Source organism: Bradyrhizobium sp. BRP22, from assembly GCF_020194175.1.
In the GTDB taxonomy this organism is placed as follows: domain Bacteria; phylum Pseudomonadota; class Alphaproteobacteria; order Rhizobiales; family Xanthobacteraceae; genus Bradyrhizobium.
On the sequence record NZ_JADYVX010000028.1, the window covers coordinates 86,099 to 103,406 of the forward strand.

Sequence of the window (17,308 nt, forward strand, 5' to 3'; positions counted from 1 at the left end):
CGGAAAGACTTTTCTTCTCTTCTCCCGCATAAAGAAGCCTCCGGCGGGCATGCCGAAGCTTCACTGGAGGTTATTAGTCTGCACCATTCTCCGTTTGCCGGTTGATGCGTTGAGACATTTTCGCTGAGCGCGAAGCATCCGACGACCGCATCCTGGTTCTTGTACTCGTAGATTCCAGCCGGCTTGGTCGAGATTGCCGGCAGCGCGATTGTGCCCGAGTTCTTCTGTTCGAGCATCGCAAAGCTCGGCCACCTGACGACTATTTGGACGACATGAGACGACCGTTAGCGCCAATGCGCCGCGAGTAGTCTCGTCGCTTAGGCCGTCAGGCCGCCGCACACGTTTACCTCGGCGCCCATGATGTAGGATGCCTCGTCCGAGGCCAGGAAAAGCACAGTCTGGGCGATCTCATCCACCGTGCCGAGGCGCTTGGCCGGAGGCATGTGCGGGAGGGCCGCGAGGATTTCGGGGGGATTCTCCGCCAGCATGGGCGTGTCGATGATGCCCGGCAGGACGACGTTCACCCGGATCTTTTCGGCGGCTAGGTCGATAGCAGCGCAGCGGCTGATACCGCGCACCATCCACTTCGATCCGGAATAGGCGAGCATGCCGGGAAATCCTCGAACGCCCGCGCCCGAGGCGATGTTAACGATCGAACCTCCACCGGAATCGCGCATCACCTCGCGGACCGCGGCCATGCCCAGGAAGACGCCGACGACATTCACGTTGTAGTGCAGGTCAAGGAGCGTCGGGTCGGTGTACTGCAGCGGCCGGGGCTTGTAGACGCCGGCGCTGTTGATGAGGACGTGGATAGCACCAAAGGCCTTCCGGGTCTCGGCGACGGCGTTCAGCCAATCCGACTCCGAGGTCACGTCATGGCGCACCGCGATCGCGGAGGCGCCGATGTCGGCGGCCACCTTGCGGGCCGCGGCCTCGTTGATGTCGGTGACGGCGACCTTGGCGCCTTCTGCAGCAAAGAGCTTCGCTTCGGCCGCGCCCTGGCCGCTTCCCGCCCCGGTGATGATCGCTACCTTGCCGATAAGTCTTCCCATCGCCCATCTCGCTGGTGATTGTGATTGTTTCATGGGTGGACGCCGTCGAGCGCCAAACGCGCGCCGACGGCGCCCGCGCCTCCTACCACTCGCGGCCTTCGCGGCTCCAGCGGAAGCGCGGCTCATCTTCGCTGGTGTAGTCGGGATCAAGATAGATGTGGCAGCGCTTGATTAGGTTGTCGCGGATCTCGAAGACGTTGGCGAACCGGCCACCGGGGGTCTTCCCGCCTTCCCATTTCTTGCCCTCGATCTTCCCCATCGTGGTCCCCTCGACGACGACATAGGGATCGCGCGCCACATAGAGGAAAGTCTCCATGCGGTGGCCGAAGGCCTCCATCTGCCCGCTGATGCCCGAGACAAACCGCAGGAAGGTGTTCGGCCCCCGCCCGATCCCGAACTTGGGGAAATAGAACTGCAGCTCCGGATGGAAGAGCTTGATGATCTCCGGATCCATCGCATCGCCCTTTCGGAAGTACTGTTGCACCAGCTCGATGTTGCGGGCGTCTTGGGCGGTGAGCGCGGTCTTGTCGTCGGCTTCAGCAGACAAGGCGTTTCCTCCGATTTTGCGGCGCCCGGAGAACGGCCGGTGGGGTGAAATTCCTCAAGGCGGCGCTCGGATGGCGGTTCACGATCATCGGACGTCTTTCCGATCGGTCCTTTCCATTCGTATGCCGGCTTCCCTGATGAGGTCGATATACTCCGGATAAGGCGGCTTCGCGAAGGCGGACAGGAAGGTGAGGTTTACGCCGAAAAGCTTGTCGGTCATATCGCGGCAGCGCGCGATCTCTCTGGCGAACGGTTCGGGCGTCTTCTGCGTGAATCCGGTGATGACGCCGAGGCCATCGGCGTTGGAGGTCGCCGTCGCAAGCGCGGCAAATCCGACATAGTGCATACTGCCCTGAATGCTCGTATGTTCGATGCCGAAGAGATCCGTGATCCGTGTCTTCATTTTTGAGGTTCCTATTGCCCGACAAACAGTCAACTCGACAGTGCAGCGGCGCGAATATGTTCGGCCAACACCCCCGGGATACTCACTTGAGGAAAGTGCTTGCAGGGCAATGTGCCCAGATCGATCCCGGCCTGATGGGCAAGCCGCACATTGCTGAAGAACACCTTGACCTCGAATAACTCCCCGATGGTCCACTTGATGGGCCGGCCCGCGAGTGATTTGGGATCAATCGCACCATGCTGAGGTCCAACAAGGTAACGCCGAACCCAGGTGACGTAGTTTACGGCCAGACGCTTATGGTATTCTTCGCCGAGGGCCACCCATGCGGCTTTATCCTCATTTATGAAATTTGCGTGCAGGTCTGTGCAGGCGGCCACGATTCCGGCATCGTCCAAGTCTGCCAAATATCCCAGCGGAGAGTCTTTGCCCGATAGTTCCGGGAGCGCCGCCTCGTGAACGACGGCGCGTCGAACCAACTGTGCATAGTTGGAAACAAGGTCCAGCAGAGCCAGGCCGGCGGAACTGCAGCCGTAGATCGTCGCCTTACCAAGGCCGAGTTTTTCGATAAGCGATGCGACCTGACGGCCCAGCGCCGTCATCGATACTTCTACCCCGTCGGATACCTTGCTGCGCGAAAAGCCGGGCGTGTCGAACGTCGTCACCCGAAAATCCCTTGAAAGATTGTCCATGACCTTACCAAAGGAGCCGCAATCACCCTCGCCCGAGGGCACAAGCACAACGTCTGGCCCGCTTCCAGCCTGCTCCACATGCCACGTGATCTCACCCGACGGCTCGACCGTCCGGACCGTGGACCGGACCACCGAATTGGGCGCCCCTTGCTGCTTCTGATCGGCCGATCCGATACCTTGCGCTCGCGCCACGAATGGCATTGCGGCGCTACCAATCGCCAACGAAGTCTCTAGCAGTCCGCGCCGAGTAACTGTCATCTTCTCTCTCCATTTCTGTTTGTGAATCGAACTAACGCATCTTGCGGGTAAACGCTGCGATGCGAACCGGCATCTTCATTTTCCAGCACCTCCAATTGCAGCCCGGCGTCTACGGAGCCGCCGAGCCCTCACTCGAAGTGGATGGCTTCCACTATTCGCAAATCCAGATCGACTGCTCTCCGATGGCGTCGGCCGGCTGGTCGTAGCGGCCAGGTTAGAACTTCATGGTAACGCCCGCATATACCGTCTCCTCAGTGCAGCTTCGATTGCTGATGCCGTTTGCGAAGGAACACAGTCGGTTGGCAGGATTGCCCGCATCAAGCCCAAACTTGTTCTTCCAATAACGATAAGCGACGAAAGCATCGATGAAATGCGAGTAGCGTTTGCCCCACAGCACCTTGCTAACGTCAAAGGTCAAGCGGATCGGCTCCGATTTGATCTCGGTCGCTGTGTTCATCGACGACGGCAACGTATACGCGCCGTAGGCGCCATTGCCCTTGGGGCCGTAGAATCCAGCCTGCCCGCTCACCGAAAAATAACGCAGGCTCTCCGGCAGAAAACCGAGCTCCATGCCGTACCCGATCTCAAGCGCCCAGGTCGGATTGAAGTGGAGATTGCCGTCGATCGTTCCTGTAAGCCCCGCGGGCATGGTTCCGACGTAGGGCGGCTGGCCGAGTATCCCGAGGCCGGCGGGCGTATTCCCGGCGTCGTTTCCATAGGCGAAAATCGAGTGGTTCCACTCCTGATAGTACAACGGCGCAATGTTGAAATAGCCGCCGTAAGGTAGGTCGAAGGCAAATTGCAGACCGGCAACGACGGCCTTCTTGTCAGACGCGTCGAATGTTCTTGTCATCCGAACATCGGCGCCAACCAGGGCCGAGACGTTGCGCAAAGGGCCGGCGCTGAAAGCTCGTGTGCCGAAGATCTCATTAAACCCAAACGAGCTGCGCAGCGAAGCATCGAATTCGAGGTTGCCCGCGCAGGGCGCGCTTGCACCGAACGCCGACGTGACGTCATTGATCGCCACGCTGCATGGCGTGCTCGGATCCCGGTGATCGGACTTCAGAAATTCCGCACGGAAGACGTTCGTACCGTAAGCCCAAACGTCCTGATGCGTGTAGGCAACAACCTGCTTCTGGGTCCGCGCGGTCTGGCCTGGCGAGGACGCATCCGGCAGCACCGCGTATGTCAAGCGGTCATCGGAATTCTTCAGGAACGGCAGGCCAAACACGGACATCGCCGGCGCGCTGGGTACATCGTCGCCGACCTTCATGGTGATTCCATAAAACACCCCGCCGCCCGTACAGGCTCCGTTTGACCGACCATCTGCGGTCAAGCACACGCCGCGAGCAACCGCATCATTGTAGCCGGTCTCATTCTTGGCGTATCGCCACGCCGTCCAGACGTCGATCAGGTGCGAATATTTTGGGCCCCAGAAGTACTTGCTCACATCGAACGTCAAGCGAATTGGTTCACTTGTAAGCGAAACAGCTCTGGTAAGTCCGGGCGTCAGAGCTCCGATGGGAGCTCCTAGCCCTTGCGGACCAAGGATCGAAGCACGGGCGCTGATCGAAAAAAACTGCAGGTTCTCTGGGAGAAAACCCAGCTCCATGAAGTAGCTCAGATCAACGCCCCACGTCGAGTCGAACTGCGTGATGCCATCGGGCGTTCCAGGAAATGGCGCTGCTCCCATACCAACCGTGACGCTCATGGGAAGATTCGTCGTATTGTACTCCCACTTCTGATAATAGAGCGGTGTGACGCTGAAATAGCCCTTATAGGGCAAGGTAAGATTGAATTGCACACCCGCCATGAGCGCCGACAGGGAGGGCCCAGAAACGGCGTTAAAAAAGCTAACGTCAGCCCCCACCATGAAGGAGATTCCGCTCAAGGGACCGACGGAGAACGCCTTTGTGTCGAACAGCTCGTTCCAGCCAAACGTACTACGAAGATTCGCGAACGCCCCTCCGGCTCCGGCGCACAAGCCAGTAGGCACGGACTGTGCCGTTCCAACACACGGGGTCGTGGGAACCGAATGGTCGAAATTTACGTACGCCACGTTGACGAAATTGGTGCCATAGGCCCACACATCGAAGTGCGTGAAGGCAGCCGTATTCAATATGCCCTTTGCCGAATATCCAGGAGCGACACGGGTCCCCCAGGAATAGCTGATCCGATTGTCGTTTACGAAAAAGAACGGCCTCGCGGTATCGCGTAACGTACGTTTTGGCGCTTTGCGCGTCATGCTGGTCTTATCCGAGTCCCGATCGCCCCCTGTACCGGATTGGTCGCCCGCCTGCGCTCCGCCCACTAGGCAAAACGCTACCGCGGCCGCAATCAGCAGCCCCCTCCACATCGTTTCCTCCTGGTGTTGACCGCGTCGCGCCCGAAGGCGCGGTCAGTCAGCTTTTTGTTCAATCAAGCTGCCTCAACGAAGTCGACGTTGCAAGCTATTTTTCGACGTTCGAGTCGTTTTCGTTGACATCGTCCACTTCACGTGTGGTTCGGCCGCCGCGTCACGAATGAACACGGCGACCCGGAAGAATGAAGGCGTCACGCAGCAGGATGAGCTCCTATTATCCCGCTTCGCAGTATCCGGGAGGACGAAGCCCACCGGTTCGATGGACGGGCTCCAAAACCAACTTGACAAGAACGTCACTGCAGCGGAGATTTCGACACAAAAGTCGATTACTAGTCTTATCAGTCAAATTGGAAATGACTTGGTGTCGCAAGCAGCAGCGAGGAGTTAAACAATTGACCGCCGTTTCTCCTGTCACGACACACCTTGCCGACCGTCAAATCTCCGCATTGCTGGCGCGCGCCAGCAGGCCGAACCCGCAGGGATTGATCATAGCCGTTCATGGCGGAGGCTACGACGCCAGCTACTTCAACGTTGCTCCGAGCGCCGGTAACAGCCTGCTGGAGACCGCCGCCGGCGGCCGGGCGGCATGCGATCGCAGTGACCCGCCCCGGCTACACCGATCCCGAAAGCGTGCAGACTTCCTGAACCACTTCCCCAACGCATCGGACCGAGCGTCCCGTCGCGGGCGGGCACTCGATCGAGCACCACAGAGCCGGCCCGACCGTCTCCCGCGAACAACTCCACCATCTGCAGCGCTGGATGAGTTGAGGGAGGCCGGTCCGAGCGCCCCGACAGATTTAGCTTGGTGATCTGGCCGAGGACGGCTGTGCGAGAAGGAAGCTTTGTATGCTGACCTCTACAGAAGATCTCGCCGCATTCGCGGCAGAACAGCGGGAAGTGATCATTTCCAAGGTACCATTCCGCGTACGGCGGGCCGTCAGATGGTCGGAGTGCGATCCGGCCGGCGTCGTCTATACCGGGCAATTCTCGGAGTATCTATTGTCGTCCATCTATCTGTTTTCGACGTCATATCCTCGACGCAACCTGGCAGGAGATCAAAACCTCGATGAGGGTGGATACGCCGGCAAAAGCCATTTCGATGATATTCAACGGGTCGCTTTGGCCGGATGACGTCTTTGACGTCCATGTCCGAGTCGGAGAAATCAGGATGCGTTCATTCGATTTCAAGGCCGTCGCAACCCGCGCCGACAACGGAACCAATGTTTTCGAAGGGACGGTCGCGGCGATCTGTGTTTCATCCGACGACCGCTGCAGGTCGGTCCCTATTCCCGAAGCTTTGCGAACGCGCCTCGAACTCGGTGGTCAGGTCGACGGAAACGTTTCCCGCGACGCTCAGTGAATCTCCTCCACGCGGCTCAATCTAGATCGAGGATCAACAGGTGATGACCCAAGAAGCTCGTTATGTGACGTTCGACAGCTACGTCCGTCGGGCGAGTTGCGGCCGTCGCACTTCGCGATACGCACGCGAATGCTAGAACCTCTGCCGGAGGGAGAAGTTCTGCTCCGGCCGGTGGCCTTTCGATTGATCCATCGCATCGCCCGCGGCTCAGCGCCAAGTCCGCTTGCCGGTGCCGTCCCACGTGCCTGGTCAGCCGCTGTCCGGACCGGCTGTGGCGCGCGTCGTCCGATCTCGTCATCCCGATCATGCGCCCGGCGCGCTCGTGGCTGGCCTCCTGCCGTGGGCAGATTGCCTCGTCTGGCACTCCGAATCGGACCCTATAGGGCTGACGACGATCGATCGGTCGCGCACCAATCCCATGCACGTGGTAGAAGCCTACGGCTTCACCGGCTTCACCGACTATTTCGGCATCGTCGAATTTGCCGGGGGTCGCGGGCGGCGACACTGTTCTCGTGTCAGCCGCCGCCGGCGCACTGGGCTCGTGTGGTCGGACTGTCGAGCACGCAGGAGAAGCGCGACATTCTGACCGGCAAGGTTGGCTTCGATGCGGCACTTGACCATCGCAGCCCCTTTTAAGCACCGAACTAGCCGCGCTCGTGCCTTCCGGCCCGAAAGTCTATTTCAATCTGGTCGGCGTGCGGTGAGCCAGGCCGTCATGAGCCAAATGCGCCGGCCCGCCTTCGTGATCGCCTACGGTCCGATCTCCGGCTATGACGACCAGAGCGCGTGGATGATCGACACGTTGCCGATCCACCAATGGACTGCGCCTCGAAAGCTTCAAGTCTTTGCATTTCCGCGATCGTTGGGACGCGGCATCGCCGACAGCTTGCCGAATGAGTAGATGGCGGCAAGCTGGCGCAGTTGACCACGGACGAGAGCGGGCTAGAAGCGTTGCCAGTCGCGCTTCGCGCGCTGTTCAATGGCGACAGTACCGGCAAGAAGGTGGTCAATCTTCCAGAGGAGTGAGAGCCTGTTTGGGAATCGCCGCTTCGCCTTTCTCAAGATTAGCGAATGTCAATTTCCGCAAGCATTCGCAGAGGAGATCATACCCTTCGAAGGTTCGGCATGGGATCACATTGATCAGGGCCGTTCGCGGTCACCGTCATGGTGATCGGGAACCTATCGAATACACTCATGACCGGCGGCACCTCGAACGCGGTTGGTCCGTGGCCTTCTGGACGCCGGCGGAATATCTCGCCGCTTTCAGCTCCGACCTAAGGGGCCGAACCGATCACTTTTTCCAGAAGGGAGATATCCTGCTTCAGTGACCGTATCAGATTCTGCACCTTTTGCGTTCCGTTGGAACGGCCGACCGGCTGGACGACGCCGTGGAACGCGATGTCAACGAGTATCTCGGACAATTCCTCGGGAGATTTCCGCCCAGTGGGGGAATACCACCACGACGTCCAATTCGCGATCCCGAGAATTGAAAGCGCGGCTATCCTGGCATCGACAGGTCTCAGTTCGCCACGGTCAATACCTTGCGAAATGACCTTCGCATAGAGGTCAAGCACCCGCCGGCGGGTTTGATCGAATTTCTGCCTGATCGGGGGTGGCATCTCCACGGCGAGTTTGTCGAGAACCCGCAAACGGGCACCTCCGGTCAAGCGCCGGTGGATCAGGTGCGTCAGCAACGCCTGCAGTACATCGCGAGCAGAACCTCTCGGTCTCGTATCCGCCGTCGCCACGTATTCTCCAACTACGCTGGCGTCCTCCTGCACCAGCGCCTCGAGAATCTCTTCCTTGCTTTTGAAGTAGTGATAGACCGACGACCGGCTTAGATCGAGAGCCAGCGCGATGTCTTGAATAGTGGTTTGTGAAAAGCCCTTCTGCTCGAAAAGCTCGGCTGCCTTCGCAAGAAATTCCTGCAAGACAAGTTCTTTTCTCGGAGAAGATGCTTTCTTCTTGGATTTCATTGTGCCCCGGTCCCTGTAAAGAGGTGTCGACTTGGCCCACTTCCGATGCTGCCTCTCTCGTCAGGGTCGGCTGCATATCTCATGATGACGGGACAGCGATCCCCCTGACCGACGGGGGGCAATTTCGACGGAGCAACTGGACAAGCTTGTGGTGAGGGATTCATGTGCCTAAGCGGATTCTTTTCGATATTATTGACCCGGTCAAGTGGTCTTCAGCAGTTTCTCCCTTCGTTCGTCGCCAGCCGCCTGAGTGGTGACCCCATGGATATTTTGGCCCGGATGCGTCGGAGTATCGATGATGTGGATCCCGACATGGCGGACGATTCAGCGATATCTGTCGGCACCGCGATTTTGACCTTGCCATCGCCGATGGTTGGGCCCGTCGCGAGCACCAGACTGCGCCCGCGCAATGTCGATCGCAGCCGCCATGGCGAGATACCAGAGCCTCGTGAAGACGCCTGCGGCGTCTTCCGGACGGGCGGGGAAGCAGAAACGGGCTCGACTACTAACTCCCCACGCCGAAGCATTGGGCGGCAGCTCCGCAGCTTCGAGGCTGGAGTGATTTGCGCCTTGAGGAGCACCGGGCGCTCGTGACCATGACGAAGGCCGGTGCAAGCCGATGGCGCCTCCAGCCGATTAAGATGGCGAAGATCAACGACTATCTGCGAGCCTCTGCCGCTCCGGTACAATGGCAATGAGACGATGCCGCTAATCGAGATGCCCGGTCGGTCCGGAGTCTCTCTCGTACTCCCAATGCTTCCGCTCAAGGCCGCTGCATCACTGCCACCCTCACCATCAAGAGACTGCCTCAAGGTCACGCCTCAAAGGCGGCCGTTTGCTCTGGCAAGCGCCATGGTCAGCCGGCATTGCGCGCTGGCGATAATATTCGGCCGTCAAGGACCTCGCCCGCGCGCGAGCGGGTCATCGGCGCCATGATGACGCGATTGGGGAGATCGAGATCGCCGATGCGGAGCGGGGACGAGAGCAAAGATAAAGATATGGAGCGGCCGATCAGCGGAATACTGGGATGGTGCCAGAGGCCGTGCGCCGATCGCCTGCCTCCTGCATGTTGCGTCCGAGTTCGGCAATGCGGCTTTCGCCGGCTGCCAAGGCTTGTGCCGATGTATGGACCGAGTAATAGCCGAGATGTAGCGGGTACGGATGCGGCACGGCCGAACCCAGCACGAACACGGCGTCGTCCCTGCCAGACGCGGCGAGCTCGATCGGCGCTTGCCCCGACTCGAAGATCACCATCTCACCTGCCGCAACGGGAGAGCCGGCGTCGAGTGAACCTTTGGCGAGCGCCAGCCATCCTACGGTGTGGTCGGCAGGCGGCGCGTAGGTCCAGCGCTCGCCGGGCCGCAGCGTGACGAGGAGATAGTTGACGCCTTCCAGCGCGGGCACCGGACTTTGCACACCTTGATGGCTGCCCACGATGATATGGGCGGGCCCTGCGCTCACCATGTCCTTGGCTTCGATATAGCGGCTTACTGGTTCGCTGTTCTCCAGCTCGGCGGGCAGCGATAGCCAGAGCTGAAAGCCAAGGATGCGCGGCACGTCCTCGCCGGACAATTCCTTGCCATGCCAGACCCCGCCACCGGCGCGCATCCATTCGACGCCTCCATAGCCGAGCGTTCCGGAGCCGATCGCCGGATCGCTGTAGCACATGCTGCCTTCGACGATGACGGTTACGGTCGCGATCCCGGAATGGGGATGAAGCGGCATGTCCCGCATGCCTTGGATGGTCGCCCCGTCTGCATCGAAGATATCGAGAAACACGAAGGGTTTCAGAAACTGGCCGAGGTCGGACGGACTCATCAGCCGCGTGATCGGCCCTCCCGATTGATGACCGCGTGTGCGTCGCATGATCTTGCGCGGCACGACTGCCATTGCCGCGGTAGCGTTGCTGGAAGCAGTGGATACGGACATAGGACCCCCTTCAGGTGTCGGTGGCACGACTTCGGAACGGATCAGGCCAACGATCATCATTGCTTTGGAATTGCGCGTTCACGGCCTCCGCTCCCGCCGATCGTTCCGGACGATGGGGGCTACCTCGGTGCCGAGCAGTTCGATCGAACGCTTCATCGCGGCGGTTTCGAGGGAGGCCGAACTCATCTGGAAGGTGATGCGGGACACGCCGCCGAGCGCGACGCTGGCATCCAGAATCTTCCTGGCGACGCTCTCCGGATCGCCGATCAGGAACGGGCCAGCCGGTCCACACATCGCCTCGAATTGCTCACGCGACGGCGCAGACCAACCGCGTTCGCGGCCGATCGTCTCGACCATGTGCGCCCAACCCGGAAATAAGGCGTCCCTGGCTTTTGCCGAAGTCTCTCCGACGAAGCCTACGGCATGGACGCCGACGATGAGTTGATCCGGCCGATGTCCAGCGCGCAGCCCGCTGTCGCGGTAGAGATCGACGAGCGGACGGAACCGCTCGAAGCTGCCGCCGATGATAGCGACCATCAGCGGCAGGCCGAGCATCCCAGCGCGTGCGAAGGATTGCGGCGTTCCCCCGACGCCAAGCCATACCGGCAGGCGCTGTTGGTCGGGCCGAGGGAAAACGCCCCGGCCCATGAGCGGCGCGCGAAACCGCCCCCTCCATTTCGGATGTGTCGTCTCACGCAGCTTCAGGAAGAGGTCGAGTTTCTCTGCGAAGAGATCGTCATAATCCTCCATGCGGAAGCCGAACAAGGGATAGGCCTCGCCGAACGAACCTCGACCAACGATGATTTCGGCGCGACCCTTTGCAATCAGATCGAGGGTAGCGAACTCCTGGAACACCCGCACGGGATCGGCGGCGCTCAGCACGGTAACGGCGCTGGTGAGCCGGATGTTCTGCGTGCGGGCGGCGGCCGCCGCCAAGATGACCGCAGGTGCCGAATCCAGAAATTCCGAGCGGTGGTGCTCGCCAATACCAAACACGTCGAGCCCGACACGATCCGCGACCTCCACCTCTTCCAGGAGATTCGCCACGCGCTCGGTTGGCGAAGGCGGCTTTCCCGTCACCGGGTCAGGCAGGACTGCCGCAAAACTATCGATACCGATCTCCATGATCGCGACCTTGCAAAATCATAAGCCAGCGATCCGTATCCCTGGTGGATCGGGTAGCAAGGGTATGAACTCCGTTCCTGCGCCGATCTCGGCGAAGCGGCCGTGTCGCCAGTCATCCTCGGCCTGATCGATCCGGTCCTTCGAGCTGGAGACGAAGTTCCAATAGATGTGACGCTTCTCGGGAAAGGGCTCACCTCCGAGCAGCATCAGATGGGAAGGGCCCCGCGCCAGAAGCACGATCTCGGCGCCGGGCTTGAAGGCTACCAGCTGCGTTTCGTCGAAGATACCGCTCTGGCCCGCTACCTCGATTTCGCCCGAGATGACGAATGCGGCCCACTCGATATGATCTGCAGGGACCTGCAATCGAGCTCGCGCATCCTGCATCGACACACATTAGGTCTGAATAGACCGGCACGGGCGAGCGATGTCCGAACGCTTCGCCCGCCACGACGGTGAGCGAGAGCCCGTCAGACGAGACCCTCGGCAGTGCGCGTTTGGCGTGATTGGAAAAGTCCGGCGCCATGTCTTCCAGCGCCTTGGACAGCGCAACCCATATCTCCTGGCCGAACATCGTGCCGCCCTGGGCCTGGACCTTCGGTGGCGTGCGCTCCGAATGAACGATGTCGCGGCCCGCCGTCATCCAATTCACGTCGCCGGGGCGGATCGTCTCGATATGGCCCGCGCTGTCGCAGTGAATCATCTCGCCTTCGAGCAGGTAGGTCAGCGTCGAGAGACCGATATGATGTTGAGGACGGACACCTGGGCCGGCCCGGGCACGGAGCACAACCGGCCCGAATTGATCGAGGAAGATGAAGGGGCCGACCATTCGGCGCCGCGCCGAGAGCAACGCGCGACGAACCTCGAAGCCGTCATCCAGATCCCGGACTGGAAGCATTACTTGCTCCACTGTTGTGTCCGACGTTGCGCTTGAGCTGGTCATGGACGAGGCCTGTGCGGGTCACGCTGCCGTGGCGAGCGCCTGCTTTGCACTGGCGAGTGCCGCCTCGCGCGCTTCGGGCCCGAAGCCGATCTTCTCCGCATGGATGAAGGTGATGTCGGTCAACCCGATAAAGCCCAAGAGCGTGCGCAGATAGGGTTCCTGGAAATCCATCACATTGGCAGGCCCCTCGGAATAGAGGCCACCGCGTGATTCGACGACGATGACGCGCTTGCCGGTGATCAGGCCCTGCGGGCGGGCTTCCGAATAGCTGAATGTCTCGCCGGCCCGCAGCACGTAATCAAACCAGGACCGCAGCCCCGTCGGGATGCTGAAGTTGTACATCGGCGCCCCGATGACGATCGTATCCGCAGCGCGCAGCTCGGCGATCAGCTCATCCGAAAGAGCGCGAGCCGCCCGCTCCTCATCGGACTTCGGCTCTCCTCTGACGCCTGCCACATTGGCTCCCGTCAGATGAGGAACGGGGTTAGCGCCGAGATCTCGTTGAATCACGGTCGCGCCCGGATTTGCTCTGGAGAGGTTGCGGACGGCTTCGTCGATCAGGATCTTGGAGACGGATGCATCGCCGGATACGCTGCTGTTGAGCACGAGAATAGTCGGCATGTTGTTTTCCTTCGCTTGTGAGGACGTTTGTGAGAGGTTTCAAGAGATCCAGGCCGGTTCAGCAATCGCTGAGCCAAACATCAGCTCGAGGCGTAGCCGGTGATGCGCACACGGCGGGCATGAGACTCCACGCGCCGGCGCCAAAGGCCGCGACCTGAAGCAGACCGCCCGCAACTGCAATCTTCTTTAGGATGAGCTGGTGCTGGTGCAAGAAGTCGTTATGAAGCGCCAAGCGCAAAAGGCCGCGAGGATCAGCGCCACGATCCGCCTTCGATACCCGAACACAAGCGCCAGTCCGCCCCCCGACTTCTACGATGACTGCGATCAGATAGCCGAGAAATGGGGCCGGAAGGCCCGTCGAGGCGATGTAACCTTCGATCATCGTGGCTGCCGTGAGCTTGCTGATGGCACTCAGAAGAAAACGAATGGCAATCAAACTGCGGCCGGCTGCGGCAAGCACTGTTGTTTGGTTTTCATTCGAGAACCCTGTGCAGTTTGTGATCGTTGTTGTGAAAGGTTGAGCCAGGGGAGCTCTCGCGAAGCGCTAATCCCGCTTCCGCCGGTCTACCAGCGCCCCGGACTCCTCCGCTTCACAAGAGCGACTGGCCGCCCTGCATCGCCGATGCTCAGAGTTCACGCGGTAATGGAAACGGACTTGCGTCGGTTGTCCAGACTGAATGCGCCGGCACCAAACGCGATCACCTGCAGAAGACCGCCGGTGATCGCGATGTTCTTCATGAAATGAACCATCTCGTTCTGGTCAGCCATATTGTTGTGAAACAAGATGGCCGTGGCGAGCGTGAAGATCGCCAGAGCTGTAGCGGTCAGGCGGGTCTGAAAACCAGCGATCAGAGCGAGCCCCCCGCCCACCTCGACTACGACCGCGACGGCGAAAGCCACCCGGGCGAATGGCGCGCCGACCGACTGGATGTAGGCGATCGTGTTGGCGGGAGCAGCGATCTTGGCGACGCCGGACATGACGAAGATGAGTGCGATCAGTAATCGGCCGAGTGCGGGAAGATAGGTAGGTGTGGACATGGAAGACACTCTTCTGGTTTGAGATGGCTGGATTAATGGCTGTTCTTGCCCTGAGGATGGGCAGGTCAGATCTGCTCCGTCCGGCCCGCGTGATAGTCGCGGACCGCGCGTTCGAGTTCGGCGATGGTATTCATGACGAAGGGACCGGTGGCGTACGATGGAAGGCTCGAGCAGATCGCCTCGCGACGAACCTCGAAGCCATCTCCTCCGAGGGTATGGAAGGCGGCGTGAAGCGTGGAGATTTTGCGCTCGCGGACAACGAGGGTGTTCATAGGCGGCCCCGGTGCAGCATTGGCGGAGCCGTATCTCCCCTTCGCATCTCAATAAATATGGATAATATAGAAAAGATTGTTCAGGGTTTTAGAAATGCAGGTTGGTACTCCTACGTTCGATCAGCTGCAGATCCTCGCCACCGTGGCGGACTGCGGCAGTTTCACAGCAGCGGGGCGCCGCCTCAATCGCGCTACCTCTGCAATCGCCTACGGGATCGACAATCTCGAGGAGCAACTCGGGGTCCTTGTGTTCGATCGCTCGGGAACGAAAAAGCCTGAATTGACCGAAGCCGGGCGAGCACTCCTCGCTCAGGCACGGTCGGTTCTTCAGGGGATGGACAAGATGCGCGCCAAGGCGGCCAGCCTGCGCGAAGGCGAGGAAGCGGAGGTGTCGCTGGTGGCGGACGTAATGCTCCCGACGGCTCGTCTTGTCGACGCTCTCCAAGGTTTCCAGGTCGCCTATCCGACGGTTCAGTTGCGATTACATGCAGAGGCGCTTGGTGCGGTGACCCAGCTCGTAGCAGACGGCACCGCGCGACTGGGAATCAACTGCGCGATTCATTCTCTTCCGGACGATATAGACAGGCAGCCGGTCGGACATGTCAGGCTGATCCCCGTGGCATCGCCTTCTCATCCGCTGGCACGCGCGCGACGGCATTCGTCAGGTGACCTGCGAGAGCACATCCAGCTGGTTCTGACGGACCGCTCGCCACTCACACGAGGCCAGGATTTCGGTGTTGTCAGTAACGGGACATGGCGGCTTGCGGACCTCGGTGTGAAGCATGCCTTGTTACTGGCCGCCATAGGTTGGGGCTCGATGCCCGACTTTATGGTCCGCGCCGATCTGGACGCCGGACGGCTGGTCGAGCTGGACGTGCCGGGCTGGAAGGATGTCCTGTATCCGTTGCAGGCCATTTGGCGAGTGCAAAAGCCTCCGGGTCCTGCAACTCAATGGCTGATCGATCGATTTGCGGCGCAGATGTGAGGTTCTGGGCGCGCGTTTGTGAAGCAGGTCGACCGATCGGGATTAAGCGATCAGGCCGGCAGCGAAACTGCAGCGACAGCGCCGTCATTATCGATGAGCGGCAAGCCGTGCACCGCTGAAACAGCTTTAACCATATCCACCGCAGGTGTTTGATCGTCGGAGGTGTAAGCGTCTGCTTGGCGAAGAAAGAACGCGCTCAGCTCCGCGACGTCACTGCGCAGTTGGCGACCCTCCGTGTGTTCGGTGTCGCCATGGAAGGCTTAGTGAGTTGGATCAGCTCCGAGGTCGTCACGAACTCGAACCTGAAGTGTTCGAGCACGTTGTCCGGCGAGATCCCGCGTAGGTACCGTTTCTATCTTTGATGAGTCCCATCAATGCGCGCATCAAAGCTCCGTCCAAGTGCTACCACCTGAGTGCAGTCAAAACTATGATTTGCAGCGGAAACGACGTGTGGAGCCGCAACGAGTGGCTCCTCAAGGGGTGGCCCCGCATCATCACTCTTTGACGCTTTCACTGCAATCTTCCGTGCGCCGGCGTCCCGTGCCATCAAGGCGAGGACTGCGGCAAAACTGCCGGCAGTGCACGCACCGCAAGATGGGTGCGCGACCATCTGGTGACGGATCACGCGGTTACGCGACTGTGATCAGAGGGCGCGATTGGTGCCGATGACGCGCACTTCCTCTCTGCCGAACTCGGCGATCTCGCCATTCATTCCGCCGGTAAACAGTCCGTACCAGACCGCCGGCTTCATCTTCATCGCCTTGCGATTGAGGACGATCTCCGTGGGCGAGCTTATCCTATAATAGCCCTTGTCGGATTTTGAGACCGTCCAGTCCGAGATCTTCCGGGCCGTTTCGACAATCGGCAGGAACTCCTTGACGTCGAGCACATACAGAACGACCATTTTCAGCGCTCCCCAATGAATTCTTCAACAAGTTTCGCCTTGCGACGCCAGACCGTATCGATGTCTCGAAGGCGATCTCCCTTCGTCCTCAATTCATCTTCAACCTGAATCGCAGCCTCGAGTGTCAGCTTCGCATCAAGCTCGTCGATGACTTCGACGTCGCGCAAGCGAAGTGTGATCTCGATCGGGTATCCGTTGGGGTCACGGAAGTAGATCGACTCCAGGATCTCGTGACGCGTGTAGGGCGAAACCGTGAGGCCGCGCGCTTCGAGAGTGGTCTTCCAGCATTGCAGCTCCTCGGCGGTGGGCACACTCCACGCGGTATGCGTCGCCGAATAGAAATGATGATCCTCCGGCATGTATTTTTCGGTCAGGTCAGATCCGATGTAGTAGAAGAAGGCGATCGTGGCACCTTTGCCTGCATCGAAGAAGAAGTGGAGAAAATCGGGATGACCGGGATCGCCCCAACCGCGGGCGCTGATCGTATGAACCAGCGGCAGACCGAGAATATCTCGATAGAATTCGATGGTTTCCCGCAGCTTCCAGGTTGGCCGGGCGGTGTGATCCACCCCATCCAGGCGCGGCTGAACAGTATCGCCGCTTGCCTTCTTCAGGCTCCCGATATCGACCTCCCGGGTCTGGTACTCCCTCTTGGTCGTGTAGGGGCTGTCCGATCTCGCCTCTTGGTGCAAAGTTTCCTGCATCTTGGTTCTCCATCCTTGTTTGTTTGCGCGGCTCGCGCCGCTGGGCAGACACCGCCTGATCGACGCAACCGATCTCTTCGATACCCGGGCCCTGCGCTGTCCCCCCGAACGACACGCTCAGGGATCAATCAGGCGACGTGCTGC

General features: G+C 60.1%; 18 protein-coding genes and 3 pseudogenes. 5 read left to right on the forward strand and 16 right to left on the reverse strand.

Annotation, left to right across the window (positions count from 1 at the left end; genetic code table 11):
- Positions 1–317: 317 nt before the first annotated feature.
- From I6F35_RS28490 to I6F35_RS28505, 4 genes and pseudogenes are all read right to left on the reverse strand, one after another.
- Positions 318–1,052 carry a glucose 1-dehydrogenase gene (locus tag I6F35_RS28490; protein ID WP_225120977.1) on the reverse strand — a complete coding sequence of 245 codons (735 nt, stop codon included), beginning with the start codon at positions 1,050–1,052 and terminating at the stop codon, positions 318–320.
- 82 nt (positions 1,053–1,134) lie between these two features.
- Complete coding sequence (locus I6F35_RS28495; protein ID WP_225120978.1) at positions 1,135–1,599, reverse strand: nuclear transport factor 2 family protein; 465 nt, start codon at positions 1,597–1,599, stop codon at positions 1,135–1,137.
- A gap of 117 nt (positions 1,600–1,716) precedes the next feature.
- A pseudogene (locus tag I6F35_RS28500) lies at positions 1,717–2,001 on the reverse strand (nitronate monooxygenase); the annotation flags it as partial.
- Positions 2,002–2,030: 29 nt separating this feature from the next.
- The gene (locus tag I6F35_RS28505; protein ID WP_225120979.1) at positions 2,031–2,912 is read right to left on the reverse strand and encodes an alpha/beta fold hydrolase; all 882 of its coding nucleotides are present in this window, start codon (positions 2,910–2,912) and stop codon (positions 2,031–2,033) included.
- A 95-nt stretch (positions 2,913–3,007) separates the two neighbouring features.
- Between I6F35_RS28505 and I6F35_RS28510 the strand changes: the two genes are divergently transcribed.
- The gene (locus I6F35_RS28510; RefSeq protein ID WP_225120980.1) at positions 3,008–3,154 is read left to right on the forward strand and encodes a hypothetical protein; all 147 of its coding nucleotides are present in this window, start codon (positions 3,008–3,010) and stop codon (positions 3,152–3,154) included.
- Between the two features lie 8 nt (positions 3,155–3,162).
- Here I6F35_RS28510 and I6F35_RS28515 read toward each other — a convergent pair whose 3' ends face one another.
- The gene (locus tag I6F35_RS28515) at positions 3,163–5,193 is read right to left on the reverse strand and encodes a hypothetical protein (RefSeq protein WP_225120981.1); all 2,031 of its coding nucleotides are present in this window, start codon (positions 5,191–5,193) and stop codon (positions 3,163–3,165) included.
- 963 nt (positions 5,194–6,156) lie between these two features.
- On the opposite strand from I6F35_RS28515, the gene I6F35_RS28520 reads away from it, so the two are divergent.
- From I6F35_RS28520 to I6F35_RS28530, 3 genes are all read left to right on the forward strand, one after another.
- Positions 6,157–6,441: a hypothetical protein gene (locus I6F35_RS28520; RefSeq protein WP_225120982.1), complete on the forward strand. Its 285-nt coding sequence runs from the start codon at positions 6,157–6,159 to the stop codon at positions 6,439–6,441.
- Positions 6,377–6,670 carry a hypothetical protein gene (locus I6F35_RS28525; RefSeq protein WP_225120983.1) on the forward strand — a complete coding sequence of 98 codons (294 nt, stop codon included), beginning with the start codon at positions 6,377–6,379 and terminating at the stop codon, positions 6,668–6,670. Before I6F35_RS28520 ends, I6F35_RS28525 begins: the two co-directional genes overlap by 65 nt.
- Positions 6,671–7,385: 715 nt before the next feature.
- Positions 7,386–7,571 carry a hypothetical protein gene (locus I6F35_RS28530; RefSeq protein ID WP_225120984.1) on the forward strand — a complete coding sequence of 62 codons (186 nt, stop codon included), beginning with the start codon at positions 7,386–7,388 and terminating at the stop codon, positions 7,569–7,571.
- A gap of 373 nt (positions 7,572–7,944) precedes the next feature.
- Here I6F35_RS28530 and I6F35_RS28535 read toward each other — a convergent pair whose 3' ends face one another.
- The 9 genes and pseudogenes from I6F35_RS28535 to I6F35_RS28575 all read right to left on the reverse strand — a co-directional run bounded on the left by I6F35_RS28535 (position 7,945) and on the right by I6F35_RS28575 (position 14,571).
- Complete coding sequence (locus tag I6F35_RS28535; RefSeq protein WP_225120985.1) at positions 7,945–8,646, reverse strand: TetR/AcrR family transcriptional regulator; 702 nt, start codon at positions 8,644–8,646, stop codon at positions 7,945–7,947.
- A gap of 1,011 nt (positions 8,647–9,657) precedes the next feature.
- Positions 9,658–10,632, reverse strand: a complete 975-nt coding sequence (locus I6F35_RS28540; RefSeq protein ID WP_225120986.1) for a pirin family protein — start codon at positions 10,630–10,632, stop codon at positions 9,658–9,660.
- Between the two features lie 21 nt (positions 10,633–10,653).
- Entirely contained in the window at positions 10,654–11,700 is a 1,047-nt protein-coding gene (locus tag I6F35_RS28545; protein ID WP_225120987.1) for an Atu2307/SP_0267 family LLM class monooxygenase, read from the reverse strand.
- A gap of 18 nt (positions 11,701–11,718) precedes the next feature.
- A complete protein-coding gene (locus tag I6F35_RS28550; RefSeq protein WP_225120988.1) occupies positions 11,719–12,084 on the reverse strand; it encodes a pirin-like C-terminal cupin domain-containing protein in 366 nt (121 codons plus the stop codon).
- 223 nt (positions 12,085–12,307) lie between these two features.
- Positions 12,308–12,640 (reverse strand): annotated as a pseudogene (locus I6F35_RS39970) (pirin family protein); the annotation flags it as partial.
- Between the two features lie 18 nt (positions 12,641–12,658).
- On the reverse strand, positions 12,659–13,261 hold the full coding sequence (locus I6F35_RS28560) for an FMN-dependent NADH-azoreductase (protein WP_225120989.1): 603 nt from the start codon (positions 13,259–13,261) through the stop codon (positions 12,659–12,661).
- A gap of 58 nt (positions 13,262–13,319) precedes the next feature.
- Positions 13,320–13,643: pseudogene (locus tag I6F35_RS28565) on the reverse strand (DoxX family protein).
- A gap of 251 nt (positions 13,644–13,894) precedes the next feature.
- Complete coding sequence (locus I6F35_RS28570) at positions 13,895–14,299, reverse strand: DoxX family protein (RefSeq protein ID WP_225120990.1); 405 nt, start codon at positions 14,297–14,299, stop codon at positions 13,895–13,897.
- 65 nt (positions 14,300–14,364) lie between these two features.
- Entirely contained in the window at positions 14,365–14,571 is a 207-nt protein-coding gene (locus I6F35_RS28575; RefSeq protein WP_225120991.1) for a pirin-like C-terminal cupin domain-containing protein, read from the reverse strand.
- Between the two features lie 94 nt (positions 14,572–14,665).
- On the opposite strand from I6F35_RS28575, the gene I6F35_RS28580 reads away from it, so the two are divergent.
- Positions 14,666–15,556, forward strand: a complete 891-nt coding sequence (locus tag I6F35_RS28580; protein WP_225120992.1) for a LysR family transcriptional regulator — start codon at positions 14,666–14,668, stop codon at positions 15,554–15,556.
- A 643-nt stretch (positions 15,557–16,199) separates the two neighbouring features.
- On the opposite strand, the gene I6F35_RS28585 is transcribed toward I6F35_RS28580, so the two are convergent.
- Together I6F35_RS28585 and I6F35_RS28590 are read right to left on the reverse strand one after the other, a co-directional pair.
- Positions 16,200–16,460, reverse strand: coding sequence for a hypothetical protein (locus tag I6F35_RS28585; RefSeq protein ID WP_225120993.1), 261 nt, complete (start codon positions 16,458–16,460; stop codon positions 16,200–16,202).
- A 2-nt stretch (positions 16,461–16,462) separates the two neighbouring features.
- The gene (locus tag I6F35_RS28590) at positions 16,463–17,164 is read right to left on the reverse strand and encodes a VOC family protein (RefSeq protein WP_225120994.1); all 702 of its coding nucleotides are present in this window, start codon (positions 17,162–17,164) and stop codon (positions 16,463–16,465) included.
- Positions 17,165–17,308 lie beyond the last annotated feature (144 nt).

Bases quoted from the DNA above. Each gene is read 5' to 3' on its own strand.
- I6F35_RS28490 (WP_225120977.1), bottom strand. From the start codon at position 1,052: ATGGGAAGACTTATCGGCAAGGTAGCGATCATCACCGGGGCGGGAAGC.
- I6F35_RS28510 (WP_225120980.1), top strand. From the start codon at position 3,008: ATGCGAACCGGCATCTTCATTTTCCAGCACCTCCAATTGCAGCCCGGC.
- I6F35_RS28515 (WP_225120981.1), bottom strand. From the start codon at position 5,193: ATGACGCGCAAAGCGCCAAAACGTACGTTACGCGATACCGCGAGGCCG.
- I6F35_RS28520 (WP_225120982.1), top strand. From the start codon at position 6,157: ATGCTGACCTCTACAGAAGATCTCGCCGCATTCGCGGCAGAACAGCGG.
- I6F35_RS28525 (WP_225120983.1), top strand. From the start codon at position 6,377: ATGAGGGTGGATACGCCGGCAAAAGCCATTTCGATGATATTCAACGGG.
- I6F35_RS28530 (WP_225120984.1), top strand. From the start codon at position 7,386: ATGAGCCAAATGCGCCGGCCCGCCTTCGTGATCGCCTACGGTCCGATC.
- I6F35_RS28535 (WP_225120985.1), bottom strand. From the start codon at position 8,646: ATGAAATCCAAGAAGAAAGCATCTTCTCCGAGAAAAGAACTTGTCTTG.
- I6F35_RS28540 (WP_225120986.1), bottom strand. From the start codon at position 10,632: ATGATCGTTGGCCTGATCCGTTCCGAAGTCGTGCCACCGACACCTGAA.
- I6F35_RS28545 (WP_225120987.1), bottom strand. From the start codon at position 11,700: ATGGAGATCGGTATCGATAGTTTTGCGGCAGTCCTGCCTGACCCGGTG.
- I6F35_RS28550 (WP_225120988.1), bottom strand. From the start codon at position 12,084: ATGCAGGATGCGCGAGCTCGATTGCAGGTCCCTGCAGATCATATCGAG.
- I6F35_RS28560 (WP_225120989.1), bottom strand. From the start codon at position 13,261: ATGCCGACTATTCTCGTGCTCAACAGCAGCGTATCCGGCGATGCATCC.
- I6F35_RS28570 (WP_225120990.1), bottom strand. From the start codon at position 14,299: ATGTCCACACCTACCTATCTTCCCGCACTCGGCCGATTACTGATCGCA.
- I6F35_RS28575 (WP_225120991.1), bottom strand. From the start codon at position 14,571: ATGAACACCCTCGTTGTCCGCGAGCGCAAAATCTCCACGCTTCACGCC.
- I6F35_RS28580 (WP_225120992.1), top strand. From the start codon at position 14,666: ATGCAGGTTGGTACTCCTACGTTCGATCAGCTGCAGATCCTCGCCACC.
- I6F35_RS28585 (WP_225120993.1), bottom strand. From the start codon at position 16,460: ATGGTCGTTCTGTATGTGCTCGACGTCAAGGAGTTCCTGCCGATTGTC.
- I6F35_RS28590 (WP_225120994.1), bottom strand. From the start codon at position 17,164: ATGCAGGAAACTTTGCACCAAGAGGCGAGATCGGACAGCCCCTACACG.